Annotated in this window: 22 protein-coding genes and 9 tRNA genes; 1 reads left to right on the forward strand and 30 read right to left on the reverse strand. The window is 43.3% G+C overall.

Annotated elements, in window-relative coordinates:
* Window positions 1–59 precede the first annotated feature (59 nt).
* The 19 genes from L4C39_RS07230 to L4C39_RS07320 form a co-directional block, all read right to left on the reverse strand.
* Entirely contained in the window at window positions 60–521 is a 462-nt protein-coding gene (locus L4C39_RS07230; protein ID WP_429745175.1) for a YqaA family protein, read from the reverse strand.
* The gene (locus L4C39_RS07235) at window positions 515–1,465 is read right to left on the reverse strand and encodes an NADP-dependent oxidoreductase (protein WP_429745177.1); all 951 of its coding nucleotides are present in this window, start codon (window positions 1,463–1,465) and stop codon (window positions 515–517) included. Before L4C39_RS07235 ends, L4C39_RS07230 begins: the two co-directional genes overlap by 7 nt.
* 185 nt (window positions 1,466–1,650) lie before the next feature.
* Window positions 1,651–2,781 (reverse strand): sodium ion-translocating decarboxylase subunit beta, encoded by a 1,131-nt coding sequence (locus tag L4C39_RS07240; protein ID WP_017054187.1) that lies wholly within the window; start codon window positions 2,779–2,781, stop codon window positions 1,651–1,653.
* A gap of 9 nt (window positions 2,782–2,790) precedes the next feature.
* Entirely contained in the window at window positions 2,791–4,572 is a 1,782-nt protein-coding gene (oadA, locus tag L4C39_RS07245) for a sodium-extruding oxaloacetate decarboxylase subunit alpha (RefSeq protein ID WP_113799285.1), read from the reverse strand.
* Window positions 4,573–4,603: 31 nt separating this feature from the next.
* The gene (locus L4C39_RS07250; RefSeq protein ID WP_017054189.1) at window positions 4,604–4,861 is read right to left on the reverse strand and encodes an oxaloacetate decarboxylase subunit gamma; all 258 of its coding nucleotides are present in this window, start codon (window positions 4,859–4,861) and stop codon (window positions 4,604–4,606) included.
* Window positions 4,862–5,235: 374 nt separating this feature from the next.
* Window positions 5,236–5,312: transfer RNA gene (locus tag L4C39_RS07255), tRNA-Arg, on the reverse strand.
* A gap of 63 nt (window positions 5,313–5,375) precedes the next feature.
* Window positions 5,376–5,452 (reverse strand) — tRNA-Arg (locus L4C39_RS07260).
* 63 nt (window positions 5,453–5,515) lie between these two features.
* Window positions 5,516–5,592: transfer RNA gene (locus L4C39_RS07265), tRNA-Arg, on the reverse strand.
* A gap of 63 nt (window positions 5,593–5,655) precedes the next feature.
* Window positions 5,656–5,732: transfer RNA gene (locus L4C39_RS07270), tRNA-Arg, on the reverse strand.
* A gap of 63 nt (window positions 5,733–5,795) precedes the next feature.
* Window positions 5,796–5,872 (reverse strand) — tRNA-Arg (locus tag L4C39_RS07275).
* Window positions 5,873–5,935: 63 nt separating this feature from the next.
* Window positions 5,936–6,012: transfer RNA gene (locus L4C39_RS07280), tRNA-Arg, on the reverse strand.
* 87 nt (window positions 6,013–6,099) lie between these two features.
* Window positions 6,100–6,192, reverse strand: a tRNA-Ser gene (locus L4C39_RS07285).
* A 39-nt stretch (window positions 6,193–6,231) separates the two neighbouring features.
* Window positions 6,232–6,308, reverse strand: a tRNA-Arg gene (locus L4C39_RS07290).
* A 41-nt stretch (window positions 6,309–6,349) separates the two neighbouring features.
* Window positions 6,350–6,442, reverse strand: a tRNA-Ser gene (locus tag L4C39_RS07295).
* Between the two features lie 275 nt (window positions 6,443–6,717).
* Window positions 6,718–6,915: a carbon storage regulator CsrA gene (gene csrA, locus L4C39_RS07300; protein ID WP_017054190.1), complete on the reverse strand. Its 198-nt coding sequence runs from the start codon at window positions 6,913–6,915 to the stop codon at window positions 6,718–6,720.
* Window positions 6,916–7,004: 89 nt separating this feature from the next.
* Entirely contained in the window at window positions 7,005–8,192 is a 1,188-nt protein-coding gene (locus L4C39_RS07305; protein WP_429745181.1) for an aspartate kinase, read from the reverse strand.
* Window positions 8,193–8,375: 183 nt separating this feature from the next.
* Complete coding sequence (gene alaS / locus L4C39_RS07310; RefSeq protein ID WP_429745183.1) at window positions 8,376–10,958, reverse strand: alanine--tRNA ligase; 2,583 nt, start codon at window positions 10,956–10,958, stop codon at window positions 8,376–8,378.
* A gap of 261 nt (window positions 10,959–11,219) precedes the next feature.
* A complete protein-coding gene (recA, locus tag L4C39_RS07315) occupies window positions 11,220–12,260 on the reverse strand; it encodes a recombinase RecA (protein WP_017054193.1) in 1,041 nt (346 codons plus the stop codon).
* 183 nt (window positions 12,261–12,443) lie between these two features.
* Window positions 12,444–12,938, reverse strand: a complete 495-nt coding sequence (locus L4C39_RS07320) for a CinA family protein (protein ID WP_429745185.1) — start codon at window positions 12,936–12,938, stop codon at window positions 12,444–12,446.
* Between the two features lie 84 nt (window positions 12,939–13,022).
* Here L4C39_RS07320 and mutS point away from each other — a divergent pair, with 84 nt between their 5' ends.
* The gene (mutS, locus tag L4C39_RS07325) at window positions 13,023–15,584 is read left to right on the forward strand and encodes a DNA mismatch repair protein MutS (RefSeq protein WP_429745187.1); all 2,562 of its coding nucleotides are present in this window, start codon (window positions 13,023–13,025) and stop codon (window positions 15,582–15,584) included.
* Window positions 15,585–15,745: 161 nt separating this feature from the next.
* Here the strand turns inward: mutS and rpoS are convergent, their stop codons facing one another.
* From rpoS to mazG, 11 genes are all read right to left on the reverse strand, one after another.
* On the reverse strand, window positions 15,746–16,720 hold the full coding sequence (gene rpoS, locus L4C39_RS07330; protein ID WP_017054196.1) for an RNA polymerase sigma factor RpoS: 975 nt from the start codon (window positions 16,718–16,720) through the stop codon (window positions 15,746–15,748).
* A 100-nt stretch (window positions 16,721–16,820) separates the two neighbouring features.
* Entirely contained in the window at window positions 16,821–17,726 is a 906-nt protein-coding gene (gene nlpD / locus L4C39_RS07335; protein ID WP_017054197.1) for a murein hydrolase activator NlpD, read from the reverse strand.
* A 2-nt stretch (window positions 17,727–17,728) separates the two neighbouring features.
* Window positions 17,729–18,355, reverse strand: coding sequence for a protein-L-isoaspartate(D-aspartate) O-methyltransferase (locus L4C39_RS07340; protein WP_113795792.1), 627 nt, complete (start codon window positions 18,353–18,355; stop codon window positions 17,729–17,731).
* A complete protein-coding gene (surE, locus tag L4C39_RS07345; RefSeq protein WP_017054199.1) occupies window positions 18,352–19,101 on the reverse strand; it encodes a 5'/3'-nucleotidase SurE in 750 nt (249 codons plus the stop codon). The genes L4C39_RS07340 and surE overlap by 4 nt, the downstream gene beginning before the upstream one ends.
* 73 nt (window positions 19,102–19,174) lie before the next feature.
* Complete coding sequence (truD, locus tag L4C39_RS07350; protein WP_017054200.1) at window positions 19,175–20,218, reverse strand: tRNA pseudouridine(13) synthase TruD; 1,044 nt, start codon at window positions 20,216–20,218, stop codon at window positions 19,175–19,177.
* Window positions 20,219–20,249: 31 nt separating this feature from the next.
* Window positions 20,250–20,726 (reverse strand): 2-C-methyl-D-erythritol 2,4-cyclodiphosphate synthase, encoded by a 477-nt coding sequence (gene ispF / locus L4C39_RS07355; RefSeq protein WP_429745191.1) that lies wholly within the window; start codon window positions 20,724–20,726, stop codon window positions 20,250–20,252.
* The gene (gene ispD / locus L4C39_RS07360; RefSeq protein ID WP_017054202.1) at window positions 20,723–21,433 is read right to left on the reverse strand and encodes a 2-C-methyl-D-erythritol 4-phosphate cytidylyltransferase; all 711 of its coding nucleotides are present in this window, start codon (window positions 21,431–21,433) and stop codon (window positions 20,723–20,725) included. Before ispD ends, ispF begins: the two co-directional genes overlap by 4 nt.
* Window positions 21,434–21,715 (reverse strand): cell division protein FtsB, encoded by a 282-nt coding sequence (gene ftsB, locus L4C39_RS07365; protein ID WP_017054203.1) that lies wholly within the window; start codon window positions 21,713–21,715, stop codon window positions 21,434–21,436.
* Between the two features lie 192 nt (window positions 21,716–21,907).
* Window positions 21,908–23,206, reverse strand: coding sequence for a phosphopyruvate hydratase (eno, locus tag L4C39_RS07370; protein ID WP_113795789.1), 1,299 nt, complete (start codon window positions 23,204–23,206; stop codon window positions 21,908–21,910).
* 82 nt (window positions 23,207–23,288) lie between these two features.
* Window positions 23,289–24,929, reverse strand: coding sequence for a CTP synthase (gene pyrG / locus L4C39_RS07375; protein WP_171757167.1), 1,641 nt, complete (start codon window positions 24,927–24,929; stop codon window positions 23,289–23,291).
* Between the two features lie 147 nt (window positions 24,930–25,076).
* Entirely contained in the window at window positions 25,077–25,877 is an 801-nt protein-coding gene (gene mazG / locus L4C39_RS07380) for a nucleoside triphosphate pyrophosphohydrolase (RefSeq protein WP_429745195.1), read from the reverse strand.
* Window positions 25,878–25,914: the final 37 nt, after the last annotated feature.

A 25,914-nucleotide genomic window follows, 5' to 3' on the forward strand; every position in this document is an offset into this window, starting at 1 on the left:
ATACTGAGATCGACAGACAAAATCTATAGTTCAAATAACGATATACGATGATACATACATTAAAAAAGCCCTAAAAAAACAGCCGATAAAATACAGTAACGCAAAGCTTTACCGATAAAAATTAAAATCACGCATGGCCAAAATTTCATCCTTAACCAACCAGCAGCAAGGCATAACGGATCGCCTATGATGGGAAGCCAGCTTAAGAGCATCGTCCAATAGCCATATTTTTTTAACCAAGCTAATGCTTTATGACCATGTTTATCCTGCTCAGTTCGATTAGGAAGCCAAATACCGATCCAATAATTGGTTAACCCCCCAAGCGTATTACCTGTGGTCGCAATCAATATGATGCTTAAAACTGAAAATTGGTTCAGGCTGAGTGTGGCGATCACGCTCGCTTCTGAACCACCAGGCAGTAAGGTTGCACTCAAAAAGCCACTAAAAAAAAGTACCCACAATGCTGAATCTGAAAACCATAATGCAACATCTTCAAACAGTACGTTAAAAAACTCTAGCATTGCATATCCAGCAGCACCTTACCGCGAGTATGGCCAGTTTCTATTTGAAGGTGGGCCGCTTGGACTTGAGCCATTTCATAGATTTGATGAATTTCAGTTTTTAATAAACCCACGCTGACCATGTACATCAACGCATCAAATTGTTCGACGTCAGGCTTAACCAACATACCACTTGCAGTAAAACCTAAAAGGTTGGCTTTCTCACAGATAAGTTCTGCTGACAACGTTGGAACGGTCACAACTCGTGCGCCATCTTTTAAACATTTAAGGGCATCTAAAGCGATATCGCCTCCGACTAAGTCAATCAAAACATCGACATCAGATACACGATCTGAAGCTGGAGCAAATTGATAGTTAATTGCGTGAGCGCCTAGGTTCGCAAGGTAATCTAAATTCGACTCACTGCAAGTGGTGTATACCTCAGCTTTAGCTGCAACCGCAATTTGTACAGCGAGATGTCCCACTCCGCCAGCTCCAGCTAAAATTAGAACTCTATCGCCCTCTTTCACTTCTGCTTTATTGATGGCCTGCGCAGCAGTTTGTCCCGCTAAAGGCAGTGCTGCGGCAGCTTCTAAGGTGATCGTATCTGGCACTTTACACAAATCCGTTTCGGCGACACAGATATATTGGCTATAGCCTCCCCCTTGAAGAGGAAAGCCAACAAAACCCGCAACGTTATCATTGATTGAAAGTCGGTTAGATTTTTCACCACAGGCGACAACTTTCCCTGAAATATCATATCCAGGAACCCATGGAAGGTTATCTTTATTTTGTGCCGCTGCCCAGCCAAGGCCAGCCCGTGTTTTTACATCAATGGGGTTCACACCAGAGAAAGCGACTTTGACTAACACTTCGTCCGCTTTTGGTACAGGAATAGGCGAGGTTGTCACCGCCAAGGTTTCAACGGAACCAAATTCAGTGATTACGATTTGCTTGTTTTCCATAGAAAGTCCCTAATCTTGGATTGATACATACTGCGACTGTACTTTGACTGATGTTTATCACACTTAACACCTCGCGGTGCATACATCATGAAACAGGCAATAAAAAAGGGATGCCATTGCATCCCTTTGACTATAAACCATTTCATGCTTAGAGGTTAAGCATAAGCGCTCAATTTAACCGTAAGTTAACCCGCTAGAGCAAGCAAAATACCCGCCGCTACCGCTGAGCCCAAGACACCAGCTACGTTTGGCCCCATTGCATGCATAAGTAGGAAGTTTTGTGGGTTAGCTTCTAAACCAACCTTATTTACCACCCTTGCAGCCATTGGTACTGCAGAAACACCCGCCGCACCAATCAATGGATTAATGTCCTCTTTCGAGTATTTATTGAGTAATTTAGCCATCAGTACACCCGCAGCCGTACCAATACTAAAGGCAACCGCCCCTAATGCTAAAATACCTAAAGTTTCAAAGTTTAAGAACTTATCAGCTTGCAGTTTAGAACCAACACCTAGGCCTAAAAATATTGTCACAATATTGATTAGCTCATTTTGGGCGGTCTTGGATAGACGATCCACCACACCGGCTTCTCGCATTAAGTTACCCAAACAGAACATACCAACTAATGGCGTTGCTGAAGGTAAGAATAAGATCGTCATAATCAAAACGGCGAGTGGGAATATAGTTTTCTCCATTTTCCCAACATGACGCAGTTGAGCCATTTTAATCTTACGCTCTTCAGGCGTGGTTAACGCTTTCATAATTGGAGGCTGAATAATCGGTACTAACGCCATGTAGCTATATGCTGCCACCGCAATAGCTCCGAGCAAATCAGGTGATAGCTTACTTGCTAAAAAGATTGCGGTTGGGCCATCTGCGCCACCAATGATGGCAATCGATGATGCATCTGCCATCGAAAATTCCATTCCTGGTACATAGTTAAGTAATATCGCCCCAAATAGGGTCGAGAAGATACCAAACTGTGCTGCGGCTCCAAGCCATAGGGTTTTAGGGTTGGCGATCAACGCACCAAAATCCGTCATAGCCCCTACGCCCATGAAGATCAGTAGCGGGAAGACACCCGTTTCAATTCCAACATGGTAAACGTAGTAAAGTAACCCACCCGGATCAGTAAAACCGGCATTAGGTATATTGGCTAATACTGCACCAAAACCAATAGGCAATAGTAGTAAAGGCTCAAATCCTTTCTTGATAGCTAAAAAGAGCAGAATACAGCCAACAAGCATCATGCAAATCTGGCCAAATTCGAAGTTTGCGATCCCTGTTTCCGACCATAAGATCTTTAATCCGTCCATGGTACTCCCTTATGCCAAGCTTAGTAGTGGAGAACCGACAGCTACAGCATCGCCCTCTTTAACGTGTAAGTCTTGAACAATGCCACCACGAGCTGCTCTAACTTCAGTCTCCATCTTCATCGCTTCAAGCAATAGCAGTACGTCGCCTTCAGCAACTTCAGCACCCGCTTGCACATTCACTTTGAAGATATTTCCCGCTAAAGGCGCTGGAACAACTTCACTATCACTTGCTGGAGCAGGAGCCGCAGGGGCTGCTGATTTTGCTGGAGTGACTGATGACAATTGCCCTTGAGGACCCACTTCTACATCGTAAACTTGACCATCAACTTTAACGCTATAAGTTTCCACTGAACCAACAGATGCAGGCGCGGCAACAGGAGCCGTCGCAGCCTGTGCTGATTCTAATGTTGGAGCAGGTTCAAACGCTTCAGGGTTACGGCGGTTTTTAAGGAATTTAAGTCCAACTTGAGGGAATAACGCATAAGTCAGGACATCATCAACGGTATCTTCGGCTAAAGATATGCCTTCTGATTTCGCTTTGCTGAGTAGGTCTGTTGTTAAAGTATCGAGTTCGTCAACCAACAAGTCAGCAGGTCGGCAAGTGATCGCTTCTGCGCCATTGAGAACTTTCGCTTGTAACTCGGCATTCACGGGCGCTGGAGCCGTTCCATATTCACCTTTAAGAACACCAGCTGTCTCTTTGGTAATACTCTTATATCTTTCACCTGTCAGTACGTTAATTACTGATTGAGTCCCTACAATTTGCGACGTCGGTGTCACCAAAGGAATGTAGCCTAAATCTTTACGTACACGTGGGATCTCTTCCAGAACTTCATCAAGACGATCCGCTGCACCTTGCTCTTTTAGCTGCCCTTCCATATTGGTTAGCATGCCACCAGGTACTTGAGCGATCAGGATGCGAGAGTCCACCCCTTTCATCTGCCCTTCCCACTTCGCATACTTTTTACGAACATCACGAAAATATGTCGCAATTGGCTCTATTTGTTCAAGTTTAAGATTTGTATCACGCTCTGTTCCTTCAAGCATCGCAACAACGGTTTCAGTTGGTGTATGCCCATAAGTACAGCTCATTGATGAAATAGCCGTATCTAAAATATCAATGCCCGCTTCTACCGCTTTAACAGCCGTCGCCGTTGATAAACCTGTCGTAGCATGGCTATGAAGAGCCAAAGGAACATCACATGACGCTTTAATACGTGTTATCAACTCTTCGGCTTCATAAGGTTTCAGTAAGCCTGACATATCTTTAATGCATAGAGAGTGGCAACCAAGATCTTCTAAACGCTTAGCCAGATCAACCCAAGTATCTGAATTATGAACCGGGCTGGTTGTGTAAGAGAGTGTACCTTGCGCATGGCCACCCACTTTAATTGTGGCCTTAACAGCCGTTTCAAAGTTACGCACATCATTCATCGCATCGAAGATACGAAATACGTCCATACCATTGGTATGCGCACGCTCAACAAATTTCTCAACAACATCATCTGCGTAATGGCGATATCCGAGTAAATTCTGTCCTCGTAATAGCATTTGCATTGGTGTATTTGGCATTGCTTTCTTTAATTCACGTAAACGTTCCCAAGGATCTTCCCCTAAAAATCGAATACACGAATCAAACGTCGCTCCACCCCATGTTTCAAGAGACCAATAACCAACTTTATCCAGCTCTGCTGCAATAGGCAGCATATCTTCAATACGCATACGCGTAGCAAATAGTGACTGGTGGGCATCACGAAGTACCACATCTGTGATCGCTAGTGGTTTAGACATGCTCATTAACTCCTTTTAATACTTACAAATGCTATTTAGCTGTAGAGGTACGGTATTGATGTACCGCTGCCGAAATCGCGGCTACTACACTTGGGCTGATAGCAGAGGATTCTGATGTAACTTTTTTATTTTGAGTGGTAGGTGTGATCGGTGCTGGTACTTCTTCTGGTACCAGTTTGGACATCAACCGAACTACGTAAACTAGAATGGTGAGGAAAATAAAGACGACCGACATCCCCGTAACCATCAGGGTTGCAGCATCTACTAGCAGGCTTCCAATATGTGTCATGTTGCTTCCTTTCTTCGTCATCCTGACATGTGCAGGACTCCACGATTATAAATCCCGACAAAAGGATTATCTCGATTGGTAAAACTTTGTCAATTTTGTTTAAGGAAGAGTTCTATATAAAGCACAAATCAGATGAATATTTGTACACTTAAGTCACATAAATCTGATCTTATTGCCTTTTTTAGACTAAAAAACTAGTGAATATTGCCAGATTACTGAAGAAATGGGGTCAATTGTGAGATGAGGTTAAAATTTCCGAGATTAACTAATAAAAACAATTGGTTGTATTATTCAAGCTAACAAGAAGTAATGGGGATGTTAAATGCAAAAAAGCCTCGCATTGCGAGGCTTTTTAATCTCTAGAAGAGAAATAATGGTGCGCGCGGGAGGATTCGAACCTCCGACCGCCTGGTTCGTAGCCAGGTACTCTATCCAGCTGAGCTACGCGCGCACTAAATCGGTGTTACACAATAATTATATCAATCACTGCTTGCCTCTCTTACGAGAGTAATAATGGTGCGCGCGGGAGGATTCGAACCTCCGACCGCCTGGTTCGTAGCCAGGTACTCTATCCAGCTGAGCTACGCGCGCACTAAATCGGTGTTACACAATGATTGTATCAATCACTGCTTGCCTCTCTTACGAGAGTAATAATGGTGCGCGCGGGAGGATTCGAACCTCCGACCGCCTGGTTCGTAGCCAGGTACTCTATCCAGCTGAGCTACGCGCGCACTAAATCGGTGCTACACAATGATTGTATCAATCACTGCTTGCCTCTCTTACGAGAGTAATAATGGTGCGCGCGGGAGGATTCGAACCTCCGACCGCCTGGTTCGTAGCCAGGTACTCTATCCAGCTGAGCTACGCGCGCACTAAATCGGTGTTACACAATGACTATTTCAATCACTGCTTGCCTCTCTTACGAGAGTAATAATGGTGCGCGCGGGAGGATTCGAACCTCCGACCGCCTGGTTCGTAGCCAGGTACTCTATCCAGCTGAGCTACGCGCGCACTAAATCGGTGTTACACAATGATTGTATCAATCACTGCTTGTCTCTCTTACGAGAGTAATAATGGTGCGCGCGGGAGGATTCGAACCTCCGACCGCCTGGTTCGTAGCCAGGTACTCTATCCAGCTGAGCTACGCGCGCACTGTAATTCCTGCTAAAGAATTATTGTGAAGCTTATCACATTCCATTTCTTACGAAACAAAAAAAGCCCTAAGGGCATACAATGAATGGCGGTGAAGGAGGGATTCGAACCCTCGATACGGCTACAAACCGTATACTCCCTTAGCAGGGGAGCGCCTTCAGCCTCTCGGCCACCTCACCGTTGTATATTCACTGTTTTATCTCTTGCAAAGGAGATAATGGTGCGCGCGGGAGGATTCGAACCTCCGACCGCCTGGTTCGTAGCCAGGTACTCTATCCAGCTGAGCTACGCGCGCACTAATTGTTTCTTTACCTAAGTAAGTCAACGTCTCAAGAATGGCGGTGAAGGAGGGATTCGAACCCTCGATACGGCTACAAACCGTATACTCCCTTAGCAGGGGAGCGCCTTCAGCCTCTCGGCCACCTCACCGTCTTGAGGAGGCACATATTACGATTTACCAAAAATATGTCAAACATTTTCTTGGCAAAAACTGCAAAAAAAACCTCAACCGTTGCCTATTTAATCAAAGCGTTGAAAAATCGCACGTTAAAGTCGAGATTGACGCCTCGAATAGCAGTGTAACTGAAAAAACATCGACAAATTGCGAGGTAGGTTTCATTTGAAAGTTTCTCGTTCTTATCTACTTAATTACGCGCACAAAAAAGGCCAGCAAATTTGCCAGCCTTTTCTCAAACACTACCCAATTAGTAGTTGCCTGTTGTAACGTTGCCGTTACCTTTCTCTGCTTGAATGCGCATGTAGATTTCTTCACGGTGAACAGATACTTCTTTCGGTGCATTAACACCGATACGTACTTGGTTACCTTTTACACCTAGCACAGTAACTGTCACTTCATCACCAATCATCAGTGTTTCGCCAACACGGCGAGTCAAAATTAGCATTCTTTGCTCCTTGAGTAATCTCTGAATTATCTTGCTACGAAACCATTATCAACAAAAGTTATATTTTCGTAAACTGTCTATTTGTTTATTTAACCAAAATGCATCTGATTTTGCTGAAATAGTTCGGTTTCGTGCTCCGTTATATATGCATCATGAAGTATGTTAGCCGCTTTCTCAACTACAGTTGGACACAAAACCAGCATTAATGATCGCTGCTCTGTAAAATGATGATGAACATCGATTCCATGATCTAATAGTAACTCGATCGACGCCGACAGCACTCTTTGCGCTTGAGTACCAACAACTGTGAGCAAGCTTACCGCTTCACTATTACGGATTTTCTCATCAAAAACTAGCCCTAACTTGGCGTAAGCATCTTGTTTAATGACCACTCCTGTCCAATCTGTTTCCTGGATCACACTCCATATTTCAATACCCAGCATCTGACACTGCTTTTGTAATGCTTCACTCGTCGAATGCTCAACGTGGATCATGACCAAACAGTGTTCTAATGCCAGCCCTGAAATTAAGCGTTCAGAAGAGTCTCCACTAACTAAACTACCGTCGTTAACCTCAAACGTAGAAAGAACCCTAAGTGGCACGTTATACTGATGAGCGTATAAGACAGATGGAAGATGAAGAACTTTTGCGCCTTTTCGAGCCATCTCTTTCATTGCAGGAAAGTCGATACAGTCAATTTTACGAGCATTTTTTACCACTCGCGGATCACATGTATAAATGCCATCGACATCTGTAAATATTTGACACTCTTGTGCCTCAAGCGCACCAGCCAGAGTAACTGCACTAGTATCAGACCCACCTCTTCCGAGTGTAGTGATATCCCCTTTGGAATTAATACCTTGGAAGCCTGCAACTATCACGATCTGTTCATCGTTCAAAAGCTCAGTAATAGGTCCGGTATCAATATGTTTAATTGCCGCGTTATTATGATGATTATCAGTCAATATTTTAGCTTGAGATCCTGTCAATGATGTCGTGCTATACCCTAATTTACTCAGGATCATAGCAAGTAGAGCCATCGACATTTGCTCACCAGCTGAAAGTAATACATCTAGCTCTCTTGCATTAGGCACGTCATCAACTTCTAGAGCTAAATTTATTAAACGATTTGTCTCACCTGACATAGCAGAAACGACAACCACGACATGGTTACCATCATTTTTTGCTTTAATGATATGTTCTGCCACCACATGCATTCTCTCTATAGAGCCTACAGATGTTCCACCAAATTTTTGCACAATTATGGGCTTTTTCACCAGCCTTCACCTTCCTAGGACCGCAGTCGCATGAATTAACACATCTAAATCGATAGTAGATTTAGTTCAAAAAAATTAACCAAGTAGTCTAACTTCGACAATTAGACCACTTGGTTAATCTCAATAAATTATGCCCAATCAAATTATCTTTGATTGGGCATTAACTTTAGAGGTTAAATGTAATTATAAACGCTCTTCTAACCAAGCTTGAACAGATTGCAATGCTTCTGGTAAGGCTTCTACGTCTGTACCGCCCGCTTGCGCCATATCAGGTCGACCACCACCTTTACCGCCAACTTGCTCTGCAACCATTTTAACTAAATCACCCGCTTTTACTTTGCTAGTCAGGTCTTTCGTCACACCAGCAATTAGACCCACTTTATTATCAGCAACGTTAGCAATAAGGATAATACCGCTACCAATCTGATTTTTAGTATTGTCTAACATTGTACGAAGGTTCTTGTTATCCGCGCCTTCAAGAGCAGCAACTAAGACTTTCACACCGCAAATATCAGTCACTTTGCCCATAATATTGGCACTTTCTGCTGCTGCCATTTTATCTTTCAGCAACTGCATTTCTTTTTCCAAAGATTTCGCTTTTTGTGCTGACTCTGCAATTTTCGCTTCATAAGCTTTGTTTTGAGAATCAATAAAGTCTAAAGCTGAATCGCCAGTAACCGCTTCAATACGACGAATACCAGCCGCGATGCCGCCTTCAGAGGTAATCTTAAATAGGCCTATATCACCAGTATTATTAGCATGAATACCACCACAAAGCTCAGTAGAGAAATCTCCCATAGAGAGTACGCGAACTTCTGCATCGTATTTTTCGCCGAATAGCGCCATCGCACCTTTTGCTTTCGCGGATTCAATATCCATAATATTGGTTTCAATAGTATGGTTACGACGAATCTGAGCATTCACTAAGCGTTCAACTTCTTTAAGCTCTGCTGGCGTTACCGCTTCAAGGTTTGAGAAGTCAAAACGAAGGTTATCAGCTTTAACTAATGAGCCTTTCTGTGCAACGTGCTCACCAAGTACTTGGCGTAACGCTTCATGCAATAAGTGAGTTGCTGAGTGGTTAAGAGAGATCGCAACACGACGCTCTGCATTCACATTAGCTGACACGCTATCTTCTTTTGCTAGAACGCCTTCAACCAACTCACCATGATGAGCAATTGCATTACCTAGCTTCTGTGTATCAACAACTTTAAATACGCCTGATTGAGTGTTCAGTGTACCCGCATCACCACATTGACCGCCTGACTCTGCATAAAATGGAGTCTGGTCCAGAATGACAATCGCCTTATCACCTGCACTCAACGTTTCAACTTCATCAGCGTCTACGAACATAGCAACAATCGAGCTTTCGCCTTGAGTCGCAGTGTAACCGCAGAACTCTGTATTGCTATCAACTTTGATTGAGGCATTATAATCCGTGTTAAACTGACCGGCTTCACGTGCACGTTGACGTTGAGCTTCCATCGCTTTTTCAAAGCCAGCTTCATCAATCGTAAATTCACGTTCACGTGCAACATCGTTCGTCAAATCAGCAGGGAAACCATAAGTATCATAAAGTTTAAATACTGTTTCACCGTCTAGTACTTTGCCATCAAGATTGTCTAAAGCTTCGTTAAGAATCACCATGCCACGCTCAAGAGTGCGGCTAAAGTTCTCTTCTTCAATGCGTAACACTTTCTCAACTAGCTCTTGCTGTTTCTTCAACTCTTCGCCTGCTGTGCCCATTACTTCAGCCAATGGACCAACAAGTTTGTGGAAGAATGAACCTTGTGCACCAAGCTTATTACCATGACGAACGGCACGACGAATGATACGACGTAGAACATAGCCACGGCCTTCATTTGAAGGCATTACGCCATCAACAATCAAGAACGCACATGAACGAATATGGTCAGCGACTACTCGTAGCGATTGATTTGACAGGTCTTCATGCCCTGTAATTTCAGCCGCTGCTTTAATTAATGTTTGGAATACATCAATTTCATAGTTTGAGTGTACGCCCTGCATAATTGCAGAAATACGCTCAATGCCCATACCTGTATCGACTGATGGTTTTGGCAATGCTTCCATTGTTCCATCAGCTTGACGGTTGAACTGCATGAAAACGTTGTTCCAAATTTCAATGAATCGGTCACCATCTTCTTCTGGAGTACCTGGGCGGCCACCCCAAATATGTTCACCGTGATCATAGAAGATCTCAGAACATGGACCACAAGGCCCAGTGTCACCCATTTGCCAGAAGTTATCTGACTCAAACGGTTTTCCACCTTTTTTATCTCCGATACGAACAATGCGATCAGCAGGGATGCCCATCTCTTTATTCCAGATATCGAATGCTTCATCATCGGTTTCGTATACAGTGACAAGTAGACGCTCAGCAGGAAGCTGAAGAACTTCGGTTAGAAATTCCCATGCGAATTTAATCGCGTCACGCTTAAAGTAATCACCAAAACTAAAATTGCCCAGCATTTCAAAAAAGGTGTGGTGACGAGCGGTAAAACCAACATTTTCGAGATCGTTATGCTTACCACCAGCACGAACACAACGCTGAGAGGTTGTCGCACGAGTGTAGCTACGTTTTTCAAGTCCTAAGAAACAATCTTTGAACTGGTTCATACCAGCATTGGTAAATAGTAACGTAGGGTCATTAGCTGGAACTAATGATGAACTATCTACAATTTGGTGTCCTTTGCTTTCAAAGAACTTAAGGAACGCGCGGCGTACCTCATCGGTGCTCATGTACATGCAGCTCTTCCTGAAATATTCGAGTTAGTATTTTTCCATATTGTAAATTGAAATGACTAGGCGAGCAAAAGATTATGTGTTGTGGTGAGAAATAGGCAGGGTGCTTTAAGAGATTCAATAAAAAAGGACTAAGCGAAGAATATGAAAAGCTGCAATCACACTATAAAGTCGATGTTTAAAGTCTACTTTTATTCTTTTCAAATACAACAAAGCCCTGCATTGCAGGGCTTTGATATCATTAACAATTAAAGAGCGAACACTCTATAACTCTTCATTTTCAGGTGACTCAGTCCCTGTCTCTTCTTCCACGACAACTGGTGTTAACAGTAGATCTCGTAGTTTAGTATCGATTTCAAGTGCAACTTCTGGGTTCTCACGTAAGTATTTACCCGAATTCGCTTTACCTTGGCCAATTTTATCGCCTTGGTAGCTGTACCATGCACCCGCTTTCTCAACTAATTTATTTTTAACACCTAAATCAATCAGCTCACCTTCACGGTTAAAACCTTTTCCGTAAAGAATTTGAGTTTCCGCTTGTTTGAACGGTGCTGCAATCTTGTTTTTAACAACTTTAATGCGAGTTTCATTACCCACAACTTCATCGCCTTCTTTAATTGCGCCTGTACGACGAATATCAAGACGAACTGATGCGTAGAATTTAAGCGCGTTACCACCCGTTGTGGTTTCTGGGTTACCAAACATAACACCAATCTTCATACGAATTTGGTTAATGAAGATACACATACAGTTAGACTGTTTTAAGTTACCCGTTAGTTTACGCATTGCTTGAGAAAGCATACGTGCTTGAAGACCCATGTGGCTATCGCCCATTTCGCCTTCAATTTCAGCTTTAGGTGTTAGTGCAGCAACAGAATCGACAACCAATACATCAATTGCACCAGAACGCGCAAGTGCATCACAGATCTCTAATGCTTGCTCACCAGTATCTGGTTGTGAAACAAGCAATGCATCGATATCAACACCTAGCTTTTTCGCATAGATAGGATCAAGAGCGTGTTCAGCATCGATAAATGCACACGTTTTTCCAACACGTTGCGCAGCAGCGATAAGCTCTAATGTTAGAGTAGTCTTACCTGAACTCTCAGGACCGTATACTTCTACGATACGTCCCATAGGTAAACCACCAGCACCCAAAGCGATATCTAACGCTAATGAACCTGTAGAGATTGTCTCTACGTCCATTGTGCGGTTGTCGCCTAAACGCATGATTGAGCCTTTACCGAATTGTTTCTCAATTTGGCCCAATGCTGCTGATAGTGCCTTTTTCTTATTATCGTCCATCACTTTCTCCACGCGATCCACATTCAGTGGCAGTGTTTTAATCTGGTAAGACACTCAGGGTTATCTAGGTGTCAGTAATTGATTTTTATTATACTGTTGATTCATACAGTGTCTATACCTGTATGAAAATAATTTTGTTTTAGTTCAAACTAACCGATCAAGCTCTCAAAGAGATGATGAACTCTAAGACGACTTTTCTCGTAAATGATTTTGCATAACGATCAGCGCATGCTCAATAGCCAGCTTGCGAACTTGATCTCGGTCTCCAATAAAATGACACGTTTCTACGTTTTGCCATTGCTCTTTATCTGCCCATGCAAAGCAGACGGTACCAACAGGCTTATCCTCAGTTCCACCACCAGGCCCTGCAATACCGCTAATTGAAACACCAATCGTTGCATTAGAATTTAGAAGAGCGCCTGTTACCATTTCAATGACAACAGGCTCACTCACCGCACCATAGGCATCAAGAGTGTCAGAAAGTACGCCAAGCATTTCCATTTTTGCTTCGTTACTGTAAGTCACGAACGCTCGATCAAACCACGACGAACTGCCCGCAACATCTGTTATTGCAGTCGCAACGCCCCCACCAGTACATGATTCCGCCGTTGTCATCACTTGATGATGTGCTAACAGCAATTTGCCGACTCTTTGGCTTAATAATCTAATAGATTCCATGGTGTAAAACCTTATTTCATCTTTTCGCTCGGATTCGATTCACGTATCCTAAGCCTCAACAGAACTAAACTAAAGAAGTGGCCCGTGAAAGTCGATCAAAAACACACTCCGATGATGCAACAGTATCTAAAATTGAAAGCAGAAAACCCTGAGATCTTATTATTCTATCGCATGGGTGATTTCTACGAACTTTTTTATGATGATGCCAAACGTGCTTCGCAGCTGTTAGAGATCTCACTGACGAAACGTGGAGCTTCAGCTGGTGAGCCAATTCCAATGGCTGGTGTGCCATTTCATTCGATTGAAGGTTACTTAGCTAAATTAGTTCAGCAAGGTGAATCCGTTGCGATATGCGAACAAGTTGGAGACCCTGCGACCAGTAAAGGCCCTGTTGAGCGAAAAGTCGTTCGAATTGTCACCCCCGGAACCGTCACAGATGAAGCGTTACTTTCTGAGCGTATCGATAATTTAATTGCTGCCATTTACCAACAAAATGGAAAGTTCGGCTATGCGACTTTAGATATTACTTCAGGTCGTTTTCAGCTAACTGAGCCTGAAACTGCGGAGGCCATGGCTGCTGAACTGCAAAGAACTTCGCCTCGTGAACTTCTATTCCCTGAAGATTTTGAAGCCGTTGATTTAATGGCTAACCGCAACGGTAATCGTCGTCGCCCCGTGTGGGAATTTGAATTAGATACTGCTAAACAGCAATTGAACCAGCAATTTGGCACTCGTGATTTAGTCGGCTTCGGAGTAGAAAATGCTCACTTGGGATTATGCGCGGCTGGTTGCTTGATCCAATACGTCAAAGACACTCAAAAAACCGCTCTGCCACACATTCGTGCGCTTACTTTCGATCGCCAAGATCACTCGGTGATCTTAGATGCGGCTACACGTCGTAATCTTGAGATCACTCAAAACCTTTCTGGCGGTTTCGATAATACGCTCGCGGAAGTTCTGGATCATACCGCAACACCAATGGGTAGCCGAATGCTTAAACGCTGGCTACATCAACCAATGCGAAATCTGGGCACTCTCGATCAACGCTTAGATTCTATTGGTGAAATCAAAGAACAAGGCTTATATGCAGACTTGCAACCGATCTTAAAACAGATTGGTGATATTGAGCGTATTTTGGCTCGTTTGGCACTACGCTCTGCTCGCCCAAGAGATATGGCGAGGTTAAGACATGCAATGCAACAACTACCAGCACTAGAAGCTAACTTGCAGTCGTTACAAAATCCTCACCTTACTAAACTGTCACAAGAAGCAGCGCCTTTAGAGTCGGTTTGTGAATTACTAGAGCGCGCAATCAAAGAGAACCCGCCCGTGGTGATCCGAGATGGTGGCGTCATTGCAACAGGCTATGATGAAGATCTTGATGAATGGCGAAAACTGGCAGATGGTGCGACAGAGTATCTTGAAAAATTGGAAGCTGATGAACGTGAGCGCCACGGCATCGATACTTTAAAAGTCGGCTACAACAATGTACATGGTTTCTTTATTCAGATAAGCCGTGGTCAAAGCCATTTAGCACCCGCTCATTACGTTCGTAGGCAAACCTTAAAAAATGCAGAACGCTACATCATTCCTGAGCTCAAAGAGCATGAAGACAAAGTGCTCAGCTCAAAATCTAAAGCACTTTCTATTGAGAAAAAACTTTGGGATGAGCTGTTCGATCTTCTGCTGCCAAGCCTAGAGCAGCTACAAAATTTATCTGCTGCGATTTCTCAACTCGATGTACTGCAGAACTTAGCAGAGCGAGCGGAAAGTCTGGATTACTGCCGTCCAACCTTAAAAGAGAAACCGGGGATCCACATTCAAGCAGGTCGTCATCCCGTTGTTGAACAAGTCATGACTGAACCCTTCATCGCAAACCCAATCGAATTACACTCAGAGCGAAAAATGCTGATTGTAACGGGGCCAAATATGGGCGGTAAATCGACCTATATGCGTCAAACCGCACTGATTGCGTTGATGGCTCACATTGGAGCTTATGTTCCCGCAGAAGCCGCTGAAATTGGCTCAATCGACCGTATATTCACTCGAATTGGTGCATCTGATGATCTTGCTTCTGGCCGCTCTACCTTTATGGTTGAGATGACTGAGACTGCAAATATTCTGCACAACTCAACCCCAAATAGCTTAGTGCTTATGGATGAAATTGGTCGAGGCACCAGCACTTACGATGGCTTATCTTTAGCATGGGCGAGTGCAGAGTGGCTCGCGAGTCAAATCGGTGCCATGACATTATTCGCTACTCACTATTTTGAGTTGACCGAACTTCCAAAACTCTTGCCTCATTTAGCGAACGTTCACCTAGATGCTGTAGAGCACGGAGATAGCATCGCGTTCATGCATGCGGTTCAAGAAGGTGCCGCAAGCAAATCTTATGGTTTGGCAGTCGCGGGATTAGCGGGCGTTCCTAAAACCGTGATCAAAAATGCGAGAGCGAAATTAACGCAGTTAGAAATGTTGGGCAATCAGCCTGAAAACACTAAATCAAGCAAAGTCGATATTGCGAACCAACTGAGTTTAATTCCGGAACCAAGCGAAGTAGAAGAGGCATTAGCCAACATCGATCCCGATGAACTGACACCTCGCCAAGCGTTAGAGGAACTTTATCGTCTTAAGAAGCTAATTTAGCTGCGATAAGATATCTAACGACAATAGGCTCTCTAACGACAATAGGCTCTCTAACGGCAATAGGATCATCGTGTTCTAAATGGGTTCAATAATGTAAAAAGGCTAGAAGATATGATCTTCTAGCCTTTTCTTTATCTGAACAAGATTGATTTAGAAGAATGTTAATCTGTTTCGATATTGAATAGGTTTTCCATGCTCAGACCTTGTTTAATCAGGATCTCACGTAAACGACGTAGGCCTTCAACTTGGATCTGACGCACTCGTTCACGAGTTAAACAAATCTCACGTCCCACCTCTTCTAAAGTGGACGGTTCATAGCCTAGCAGCCCAAAACGGCGAGCTAACACTTCTTTCTGTTTTGGATTCAGTTCATCTAACCAGTCAATCAATGACGATTTAATATCATCATCTTGAGTGGAAACTTCCGGATCAGAATTATGTATGTCAGGGATAATATCCAGAAGCGCTTTTTCACCATCACCACCAATTGGAGTATCAACAGAACTAACACGCTCATTAAGACGCAGCATCTTGCTTACATCATCGACAGGTTTATCGAGTTGGTTTGCGATCTCTTCAGCAGTAGGTTCATGATCAAGCTTTTGTGACAGTTCACGAGCGGTTCGCAGGTAGATGTTAAGCTCTTTAACGACGTGGATAGGAAGACGAATAGTACGAGTTTGATTCATCAACGCACGCTCGATCGTTTGTCTGATCCACCATGTTGCATAGGTAGAGAAACGGAAGCCGCGTTCAGGATCAAATTTTTCAACTGCGCGGATCAAGCCTAAATTCCCCTCTTCAATAAGGTCAAGTAGTGCTAAACCACGGTTGCTATAGCGACGAGATATTTTCACAACAAGACGAAGGTTACTTTCGATCATACGTTTACGAGCGGCTTCATCACCGCGTAGTGCACGTCGGGCGTATAAAACTTCTTCTTCTGCTGCTAGGAGTGGAGAAAAACCAATTTCTCCGAGATAGAGTTGCGTGGCATCTAGGCTTTTCGAGGAAACTTCAAATTCCTCTTTCGCCTCTGCCTTCTTGGCTGAGGTTGGTTTAATTTTTTGCGCATCCATCGCTTTATTATTTAGACCAAATTCTTCAACTTTTTTTGCTGCATTGCTTATACCCATAACGCCTCCCCTGGCGAGTTAGCAAGACATGACCACTAAATATGCCGCTAAATTGCTACTTCTTCATTTTTGCTACGGTAAAACCATACCGAACAATAAATTACGGTAAGTATCGTTTCGGATTAACCGACTTACCTTGATAGCGAATTTCAAAGTGTAATCTCACACTACTTGCTCCAGAACTGCCCATTGTTGCTATCTTCTGGCCCGCTTTTACACTCTGTCCTTCCTTGACGTGTAATTGGTCGTTGTGCGCGTATGCACTTAAATATTTATCGTTATGTTTCACAATCACCAGATTGCCATAACCTCTTAACGCATTACCCGAATAGACCACTGTACCTTTCGCTGTTGCAACGATGGATTGACCACGTTTACCTGCAATATCAATCCCTTTATTTCCTTGATCTCCAGCTGAAAAGTTTTTAATTACTCTCCCTTTCGTTGGCCATAACCATTTGGAAACTTTACTGTTTTTAGCTACCACTGGCGTGTTAACTTTTTTAACAGTTTGTTTACCTTTAGAACCAACATACTCCTTTGGTTTAGATTGTTCAACCTTCTTTGGTGGGTATTTTTTAACCGTCTTTTGTGCTTTAACGGGTTTTGATGATGCTGTTGGTGTTGAGGCCTTAACAGGAGTACTGACTGCGCTTTTGGTCGCTACAGCACCAGCAGTCACAGCAGCTACGGCGACAGCTTTGCCGTAACTTGGAGCAACATAAGCTGGTCGCCAGAGTTTTAACTTTTGTCCAGGGTGTATGGTATAAGGTGAAGATAAGTTGTTATTGTGGATAAGATCTTTCACATCTTTATTAGTGATATAAGCAATAAAATAGAGCGTATCGCCTTTTTTTACTTCATAGAAACTGCCTTTGTAACTACCGCGCCCAATCGAACTGTAATCTTTACTTAACCCAGAAACAGGCGCAGGAGTTTGTGCGGCGCACCCTAACAGAACACCGCATATAATAAAGTAAATGACACTTCGAATAAGGCTCTTCATTCTTAGGCTAAATCACCAGCAATAAGTGGTACAAAACGCACCATTTCTATCGTTGAAGAGTGGTACTCATCACCCGATCTCACAATTTTCAGTAGCTGCTGTTCATCGCCACCAACTGGGATTAGCATTCGTCCACCATCTTTTAGTTGAGATAATAGTGCCTGAGGAATACTCTCTGGTGCTGCGGTTACAATGATTGCATCAAAAGGGCCTTTCGCAGCCCATCCTTGCCACCCATCCGCATGTTTAGTTGATACGTTATAAATATCCAATTGCTTAAGACGCCTTTTGGCATCCCATTGAAGTGACTTTATCCGCTCAACGGAATAGACATGATTGACCAACTGTGCCAGCACTGCTGTCTGATAACCCGACCCTGTCCCTACTTCGAGTACTTGGCTATCTCGCTTTAGTTCTAGCAACTCAGTCATCTTCGCGACTATGTATGGCTGAGAGATCGTCTGACCGTGCCCAATGGGTAATGCGTTGTTATCATAGGCTTGATGTATCATTGCTTGAGAAACAAAGCTCTCTCTTGGCAAAGCACCAATAGCGTTTAATACTGCTTGGTCCTGAATACCATGTGCAATCAAAAATTCAACCAATCGATTTGCTTGAGGATGGTTCATTTCACCTCCCCCTTTAACCACGTATCCATACTACGCAATGACTCATGAGCAGTGAGATCAACTTGTAATGGTGTAATCGATATATAGTGATTTTCTATCGCATGAAAATCGGTACCTTCACCCGCATCCTGCTCTTTTCCTGGAGGTCCAAGCCAATAAATATCATGTCCACGCGGATCTTTTTGTCGAATCATCGCCTCTGCATGATGACGAGCACCAAGACGAGTGACCTGAGTTCCAAGCAATTGTTCAAAGCTAACATCTGGAATATTCACATTCAGCAAGCGGTTGGTGGGAATCGGGGCGGCAATATGCTGCTCAACCAATTGCCTAGCCACTTTTGCTGCGGTGGCGAAATGCTCCTTTCCAGCCAAAGAGAATGCGATGGATTGAACCCCAAGAAAGTGCCCCTCCATTGCCGCCGCAACCGTCCCTGAATAAAGAACATCATCACCTAAATTAGCGCCATGATTAATACCCGACAATACTAAATCTGGTAGGTCATCTTTCAGTAATTCATTCAGAGCAAAGTGAACACAGTCTGTCGGAGTCCCTTGAACTGAATAGGTATTGGTCACAATCTCTTGCACTCTCAGCGGTTGCTCTAGTGTTAATGAATTCGAGGCTCCAGATCGATTACGATCCGGGGCTACAATGATAATTTCCGCGAGATCAGACAATACCTCTGCTAATGCATGAATTCCCTTAGCATGTACGCCATCATCATTGCTAAGTAGTATTTTCATTGACCTTCCCTTTTCTGCACTGTGTTCATTTTTCGTTTTGTATTTACTATTTTATCGCAAAAGTATCAAAGTGTTAGTATTGACGTTCAACTGGGATCTCTTCTATCAACTCACGAACGATTGCTGTAGCAAAGCATCCTGCATCGAGTGAGAAGCGAAGAGTCACGTTATCTTCTTCAATTTCCCACGAGAGGCTTTGCGGCTTAAGTGCAATTTCACGACGATCGTGACGCATACGGTTACCGCGGATAAGTGCCATCAAATCAGGTTCAGCATCAAGGTGAACTTGCTCTAATGCTAATGCATCTTCCTGAGTCGGCAAGGCATTGTCTCCCGCAAGAGCGGCACTGATAAAGACTTCTCCTGCATTGAACTTATCTTTACATTGATCAGCATTCTCTGCCGTAACCAATAGTGGTCTTTCATTTGATACCAGAAGATCGCCATTTAGCACTTGGTTGAACACTGATTGTTCAATACGTTCAGACACGATCAGATTAAAAATCCATGAACGCGCCGCAGACAAATACAAACTGCGTTTATTCTGGTTACGCGTACGGACATTCTCTTTGCCCCAACGACGCGCTTCAACTAAATTATTACCTTGGTTACCAAAACGCTGCGCGCCAAAATAATTAGGTACGCCACACTTTTGAACCTGTAGCATGCGTTTAACTACATCTTCCACATCTGATACTTCAGACAGAGTAATTTCAAAATCGTTTCCGACAAGATCGCCTGGACGTAACTTTTTGTTATGACGGTCAGTCGCGAGGATCTCAATGCTTGGATGCTCAGCCAAAAATGCCGAAAAATCGGGCGTGTCACCTTTAGGTAGATGAACACTCAACCATTGCTCTGTCACCGCATGACGATCTTTCAAACCCGCCCAGCTGACATTTTTAGATTGCACACCGCACGCTTTCGCTAATTCATTAACAACAAAACTGGTGTTTTCACCTGTCTTACGAATTCGCACCATTAAGTGCTCGCCAGATCCTGTAAATTCAAAACCCAGGTTTTCGCGTACTACAAAATGTTCGTCTTTTGCTTTGAGTTTTGCTTTTGCTGTTGGTTTACCATTAAGGTAAGCCATTGAAGATAAAATGTCTGACATATCAATTCTTTAAATTAAGTGGATAATTAAACTAAGCTTTCGTAATCACAACAACCGCTTCACAAGCGATACCTTCTTTGCGTCCGGTAAAACCAAGGCGCTCCGTTGTTGTCGCTTTCACATTGATGTTCTGTAGTTCTGTTTGTAAATCTTCTGCAATGGCTTGGCACATTGACTCTATATAAGGAGCCATCTTAGGCGCTTGAGCAATAATGGTAATATCGGCATTACCGAGCACATAACCGCACTCTTTCACGCGACGATAAATATCTTTCAATAATTCGCGGCTATTGGCACCTTTCCATTTATCATCAGTATCAGGAAAATGACGACCGATATCGCCCGCAGCAATAGCACCAAGTAGCGCATCAGATAATGCGTGTAAGGCAACATCACCGTCTGAATGTGCGATCAACCCTTGCTCATAAGGGATAGATACGCCACCAATAATAACAGGGCCTTCACCACCAAATTTATGGACATCAAAACCATGGCCTATACGAATCATTGTTGTTCCTTATTTTTGCTTAAGTAGAAGTCAGCAAGCGCGAGATCTTCGGGTTGAGTGATTTTAAAGTTATCGGCACGACCAACCACTAATTTAGGCGTTAAACCTAAAAGCTCTAAAGCGGATGCTTCATCGGTAATATTCGCGCCTTGCTCTAAAGCAGTCGATAACGCGGTGGTGAGTTGCTCAGTTTTGAACATCTGCGGCGTTAACGCATGCCACAAATTTTGTCTTTCTACTGTGTGCTCAATATTACTCTGAGAATTCCCGCGTTTCATGGTATCTCGAACTGGCGCAGCCAAAATACCGCCAACAGGATGTTCAACCGATTGTTGAATTAGGTTATCAATATCCGAAATTTGGAGGCAGGGACGAGCGGCATCATGCACCATCACCCAGTCGCTAGGGCGATTTTCTGATAGGTAGTTTAGTCCAGATAACACAGAATCAGCCCGCTCTTGGCCTCCTGAAACCCGAATGACGTTAGGGTTATCAGCTAAAGATAACTCAGGAAAATAAGGGTCATCATCGCTAATTGCCACCACGACTCGCGGTATCAGATCATGCTGAAGTAGCGTTTCAACGGTATGCTCCAAAATGGTTTTGCCATGCAGTATCAAATATTGCTTAGGTCGATCCGCTTTCATACGGCTACCAACACCAGCAGCAGGCACAATCGCAACAACAGGTTGGGTATAACTCATCATCTATTGAAGATCCTCATCGATCAGACGATAGAAGGTTTCTCCCTCTTTGATCATACCTAGCTCATTACGCGCACGCTCTTCAACCGCATCAAGTCCTTGTCTAAGGTCATCGATTTCGGCAAACATCTCATTATTACGAGCTTGTAATTTTGTATTTACTTGTTGCTGAACGTCAATTTCATTATGGACGCTGTAGTAATCAGAAATACCATTTTTTCCCAGCCACAACGTATATTGCAACCAGCCTAAAAGTATCACCAATAACAAGGAAAATAGTCGCATAGTTCCAATCGTATTAATCAAGTCGGGGGAATAAATTTCTAATCCACATATATACCATAATAGGGGTCTATGGGCGAGGTATTGAAGCGATGAGGTGGGATATGTGAATGTTTCAGATATAAAAAAACGCCTCCATGAATGGAGACGTTTTTAAAGTATTAAGTTAATAATTAACTAAGATAAACTTAGATATTATTGACCTTTAACTTCTTTAAGACCGTTGAAAGGTGCTTTAGAACCTAGAGCTTCTTCGATACGGATTAGTTGGTTGTACTTAGCAACACGGTCAGAACGGCTCATAGAACCAGTTTTGATTTGACCTGCAGCTGTACCTACCGCTAGATCAGCGATAGTTGCATCTTCAGTTTCGCCAGAACGGTGAGAGATTACTGCAGTGTAGCCAGCGTCTTTAGCCATCTTGATTGCAGCTAGAGTCTCTGTTAGAGAACCGATTTGGTTGAACTTGATAAGGATAGAGTTAGCTACGCCTTTCTCGATACCTTCAGCAAGAATCTTAGTGTTTGTAACGAATAGATCGTCACCAACGATTTGAAGTTTGTCACCTAGAAGTTCAGTTTGGTGCTTGAAGCCAGCCCAATCTGATTCGTCAAGACCGTCTTCGATAGATACGATTGGGTATTGGTTAGCAAGGTCTTGTAGGTAGAAGTTGAACTCTTCTGAAGTGAAGATTTTGCCTTCGCCTTTCATGTTGTAGTTGCCAGCTTCTTTGTCGAAGAACTCAGATGCAGCACAGTCCATCGCTAGAGTAACGTCTTTACCTAGAACGTAACCAGCAGCTTCTACAGCTTCTTTGATTGCAGCTAGTGCAGCAGCGTTAGACTCAAGGTTAGGAGCGAAACCACCTTCATCACCAACAGCAGTGCTTAGGCCTTTAGCTTTAAGTACTTTAGCTAGGTTGTGGAATACTTCAGCACCGATACGTAGAGCTTCTTTAAGAGTTTTTGCGCCAACTGGTTGGATCATGAACTCTTGGATGTCAACGTTGTTATCAGCGTGCTCGCCACCGTTGATGATGTTCATCATTGGTAGAGGCATAGAGAACTGACCAGCAGTACCGTTTAGTTCAGCGATGTGCTCGTATAAAGGCATGCCTTTAGCAGCAGCAGCCGCTTTAGCGTTCGCTAGAGAAACAGCTAGGATAGCGTTAGCGCCAAACTTAGACTTGTTTTCAGTACCGTCTAGGTCAAGCATGATTTGGTCAACGTCAGCTTGAGCTTTCGCGTCTTTGCCGATTAGAGCTTCAGCGATTGGGCCGTTTACAGCTTCAATTGCTTTAAGAACACCTTTACCTAGGAAACGTGATTTGTCGCCGTCACGTAGTTCAAGAGCTTCGCGAGAACCAGTTGATGCGCCTGATGGTGCAGCAGCCATACCTACGAAACCACCTTCTAGGTGAACTTCAGCTTCTACTGTTGGGTTACCACGTGAATCGATGATTTCACGACCTAGAACTTTAACGATCTTAGACATTGAATGTTTCCTTCTCGTTGAATATAAATGTCAAATTTAAAAGGTAGCCGCACAACTTACGCCACTACCTGTATTCTTGTTCTTACTTTTCTAACTCACCACGCTGGAATTCACCAGCTGCTTTCACAAAACCTGCAAATAATGGGTGACCATCACGAGGTGTTGATGTGAATTCTGGGTGGAATTGAGCTGCAACAAACCATGGGTGGTTAGGGTTCTCAATTACTTCTACCAACTTCTTGTCTGCAGATAAGCCAGATACTTTTAGACCAGCTTTTTCAATTTGCGGACGAAGATTGTTGTTCACTTCGTAACGGTGACGGTGACGTTCATGGATAGTCGCGCTGCCGTATAGTTCGTAAGCTTTTGTGCCTTTTGCAAGGTGACATAGCTGAGAACCAAGGCGCATCGTGCCACCAAGATCTGAAGTTTCAGTACGCTCTTCTACTTTACCTTCGCCATCAGTCCATTCTGTAATCAGACCAACAACAGGGAATTTAGTTTCTTTGCTAAATTCAGAAGAGTGTGCACCTTCCATATTCGCTACGTTACGTGCGTATTCGATAAGAGCAACTTGCATACCTAGACAAATACCTAAGTATGGAACCTTGTTTTCACGTGCATACTGAGCGGCAAGGATCTTACCTTCGATACCACGGTCACCAAAGCCACCAGGAACTAGAATTGCATCTAGACCTTCAAGTACTTCTGTACCTTTAGATTCTACATCTTGTGAATCTACATATTTAATTGTGACGCTTAAGCGATTTTTCAAGCCCGCATGTTTTAATGCTTCATTTACTGACTTGTATGCGTCTGGTAATTCAATGTATTTACCAACCATACCGATAGTCACTTCACCAGTAGGGTTCGCTTCTTCATAAATTACTTGTTCCCACTCAGAAAGATCCGCTTCTGGAGCATCAATACCAAAGCGCTTACAAACAAGGTCATCAGTACCTTGCGCTTTAATAAGTTGTGGGATCTTGTAGATTGAATCTACATCTTTCATTGAGATAACTGCTTTCTCTTGTACATTACAGAAAAGAGCAATTTTCTTACGTTCGTTTGCTGGGATAACACGGTCTGAACGACAAACTAGGATATCTGGTTGGATACCGATAGAAAGCAGCTCTTTCACTGAGTGTTGGGTTGGCTTAGTTTTAAGCTCGCCCGCAGCGCCTAGGTAAGGTACAAGAGTTAGGTGCATGAACATTGCACGTTCACGGCCTAGCTCTACTGCTAGTTGACGAATCGCTTCCATAAACGGTAGTGATTCGATATCACCAACAGTGCCACCCACTTCTACAAGGGCAATATCATGACCTTCAGCACCTGAGATTACACGCTCTTTGATCGAGTTAGTAATGTGAGGAATTACCTGAATAGTTGCACCAAGGTAATCGCCGCGGCGCTCTTTACGTAGAACGTCGGCGTAAACACGACCTGCTGTGAAGTTGTTACGCTTGGTCATTTTGGTACGAATGAAACGCTCGTAGTGACCAAGGTCAAGGTCAGTTTCAGCGCCATCTTCCGTGACAAACACTTCACCATGCTGAGTTGGGCTCATTGTGCCCGGATCAACGTTGATGTAAGGGTCAAGCTTCATCATAGTCACTTTAAGACCACGAGCTTCTAAAATAGCTGCAAGCGATGCCGCTGCAATACCTTTACCTAGAGAGGATACAACCCCGCCAGTAACAAAAATGTAATTTGTTGTCATGTTTAACCTGAAATTGGTTGAATGAGGGAAATGGACTACTTCTGGACGGGATGAAAATATACCAGAAGCCCTTTATCGCCACAACGTGAAACTTATCACAGTCGAAATTTTATTTTTTTGCTTCAAATCAATTCCGTTAGAAAGTTTCTATTTTGTTTTTTCTTCGAACTTCACTTCACCCCACATCCTGTCTAGCTCCGGCAGTGAAAAGTCGCCTAATTCCTTACCTTGATTTTGTACTTTTTTTTCAATTCCATGAAAGCGACGTTCAAATTTTAAATTTGCTTTGCTTAACGCCGATTCTGGATTTTTTCCTAAATGGCGGACCAAGTTCACAGTTGCAAATAGCAGATCGCCTAATTCTTCTTCGACTAAATCTTCATTTGGGGTGACTTGAAGCGCTTCTTCCAGCACTTCATCCACCTCTTCTAGAACTTTATCAGCGACAGGGCCAATCGTGTCCCAATCGAACCCATATTGAGCACATTTTTTTTGAATTTTATTAGCTCGTGATAATGCAGGTAACGATTTTGGTATTGAGTCTAGAATACTTTTTTCTGTTTTGCCTAATTGTGATTTTTCTTTGATTTTTTCAGCTTCCCAATTTGCATTCAGTTCTTCATCACTTGAGAATGTTTTATCCGAAAAGACATGCGGGTGGCGACGAGTTATTTTCTCATTAACACCTTTTACAACATCATTAAAATCAAACAGTTGTTGTTCTTTAGCGATCTGACTATAAAAAATAACTTGAAACAATAAATCGCCCAGTTCTTCTTTCAGATTTGACCAGTCTTTATTATGAATCGCATCCACAACTTCATACGTTTCTTCAATCGTATGCGGCACAATGGTTTCAAACGTTTGTTTGCGATCCCATGGACAGCCACTTTCCGGATCTCGAAGCTGAGACATTATTTCTAATAACTGTTCAATGGATTGAGCCATGCTAGCACCTTAGTTTTTAGTTAGAAAAACACCGCCA

Source organism: Vibrio clamense (assembly GCF_050337905.1).
Taxonomy (GTDB): Bacteria; Pseudomonadota; Gammaproteobacteria; order Enterobacterales; family Vibrionaceae; genus Vibrio; species Vibrio cortegadensis.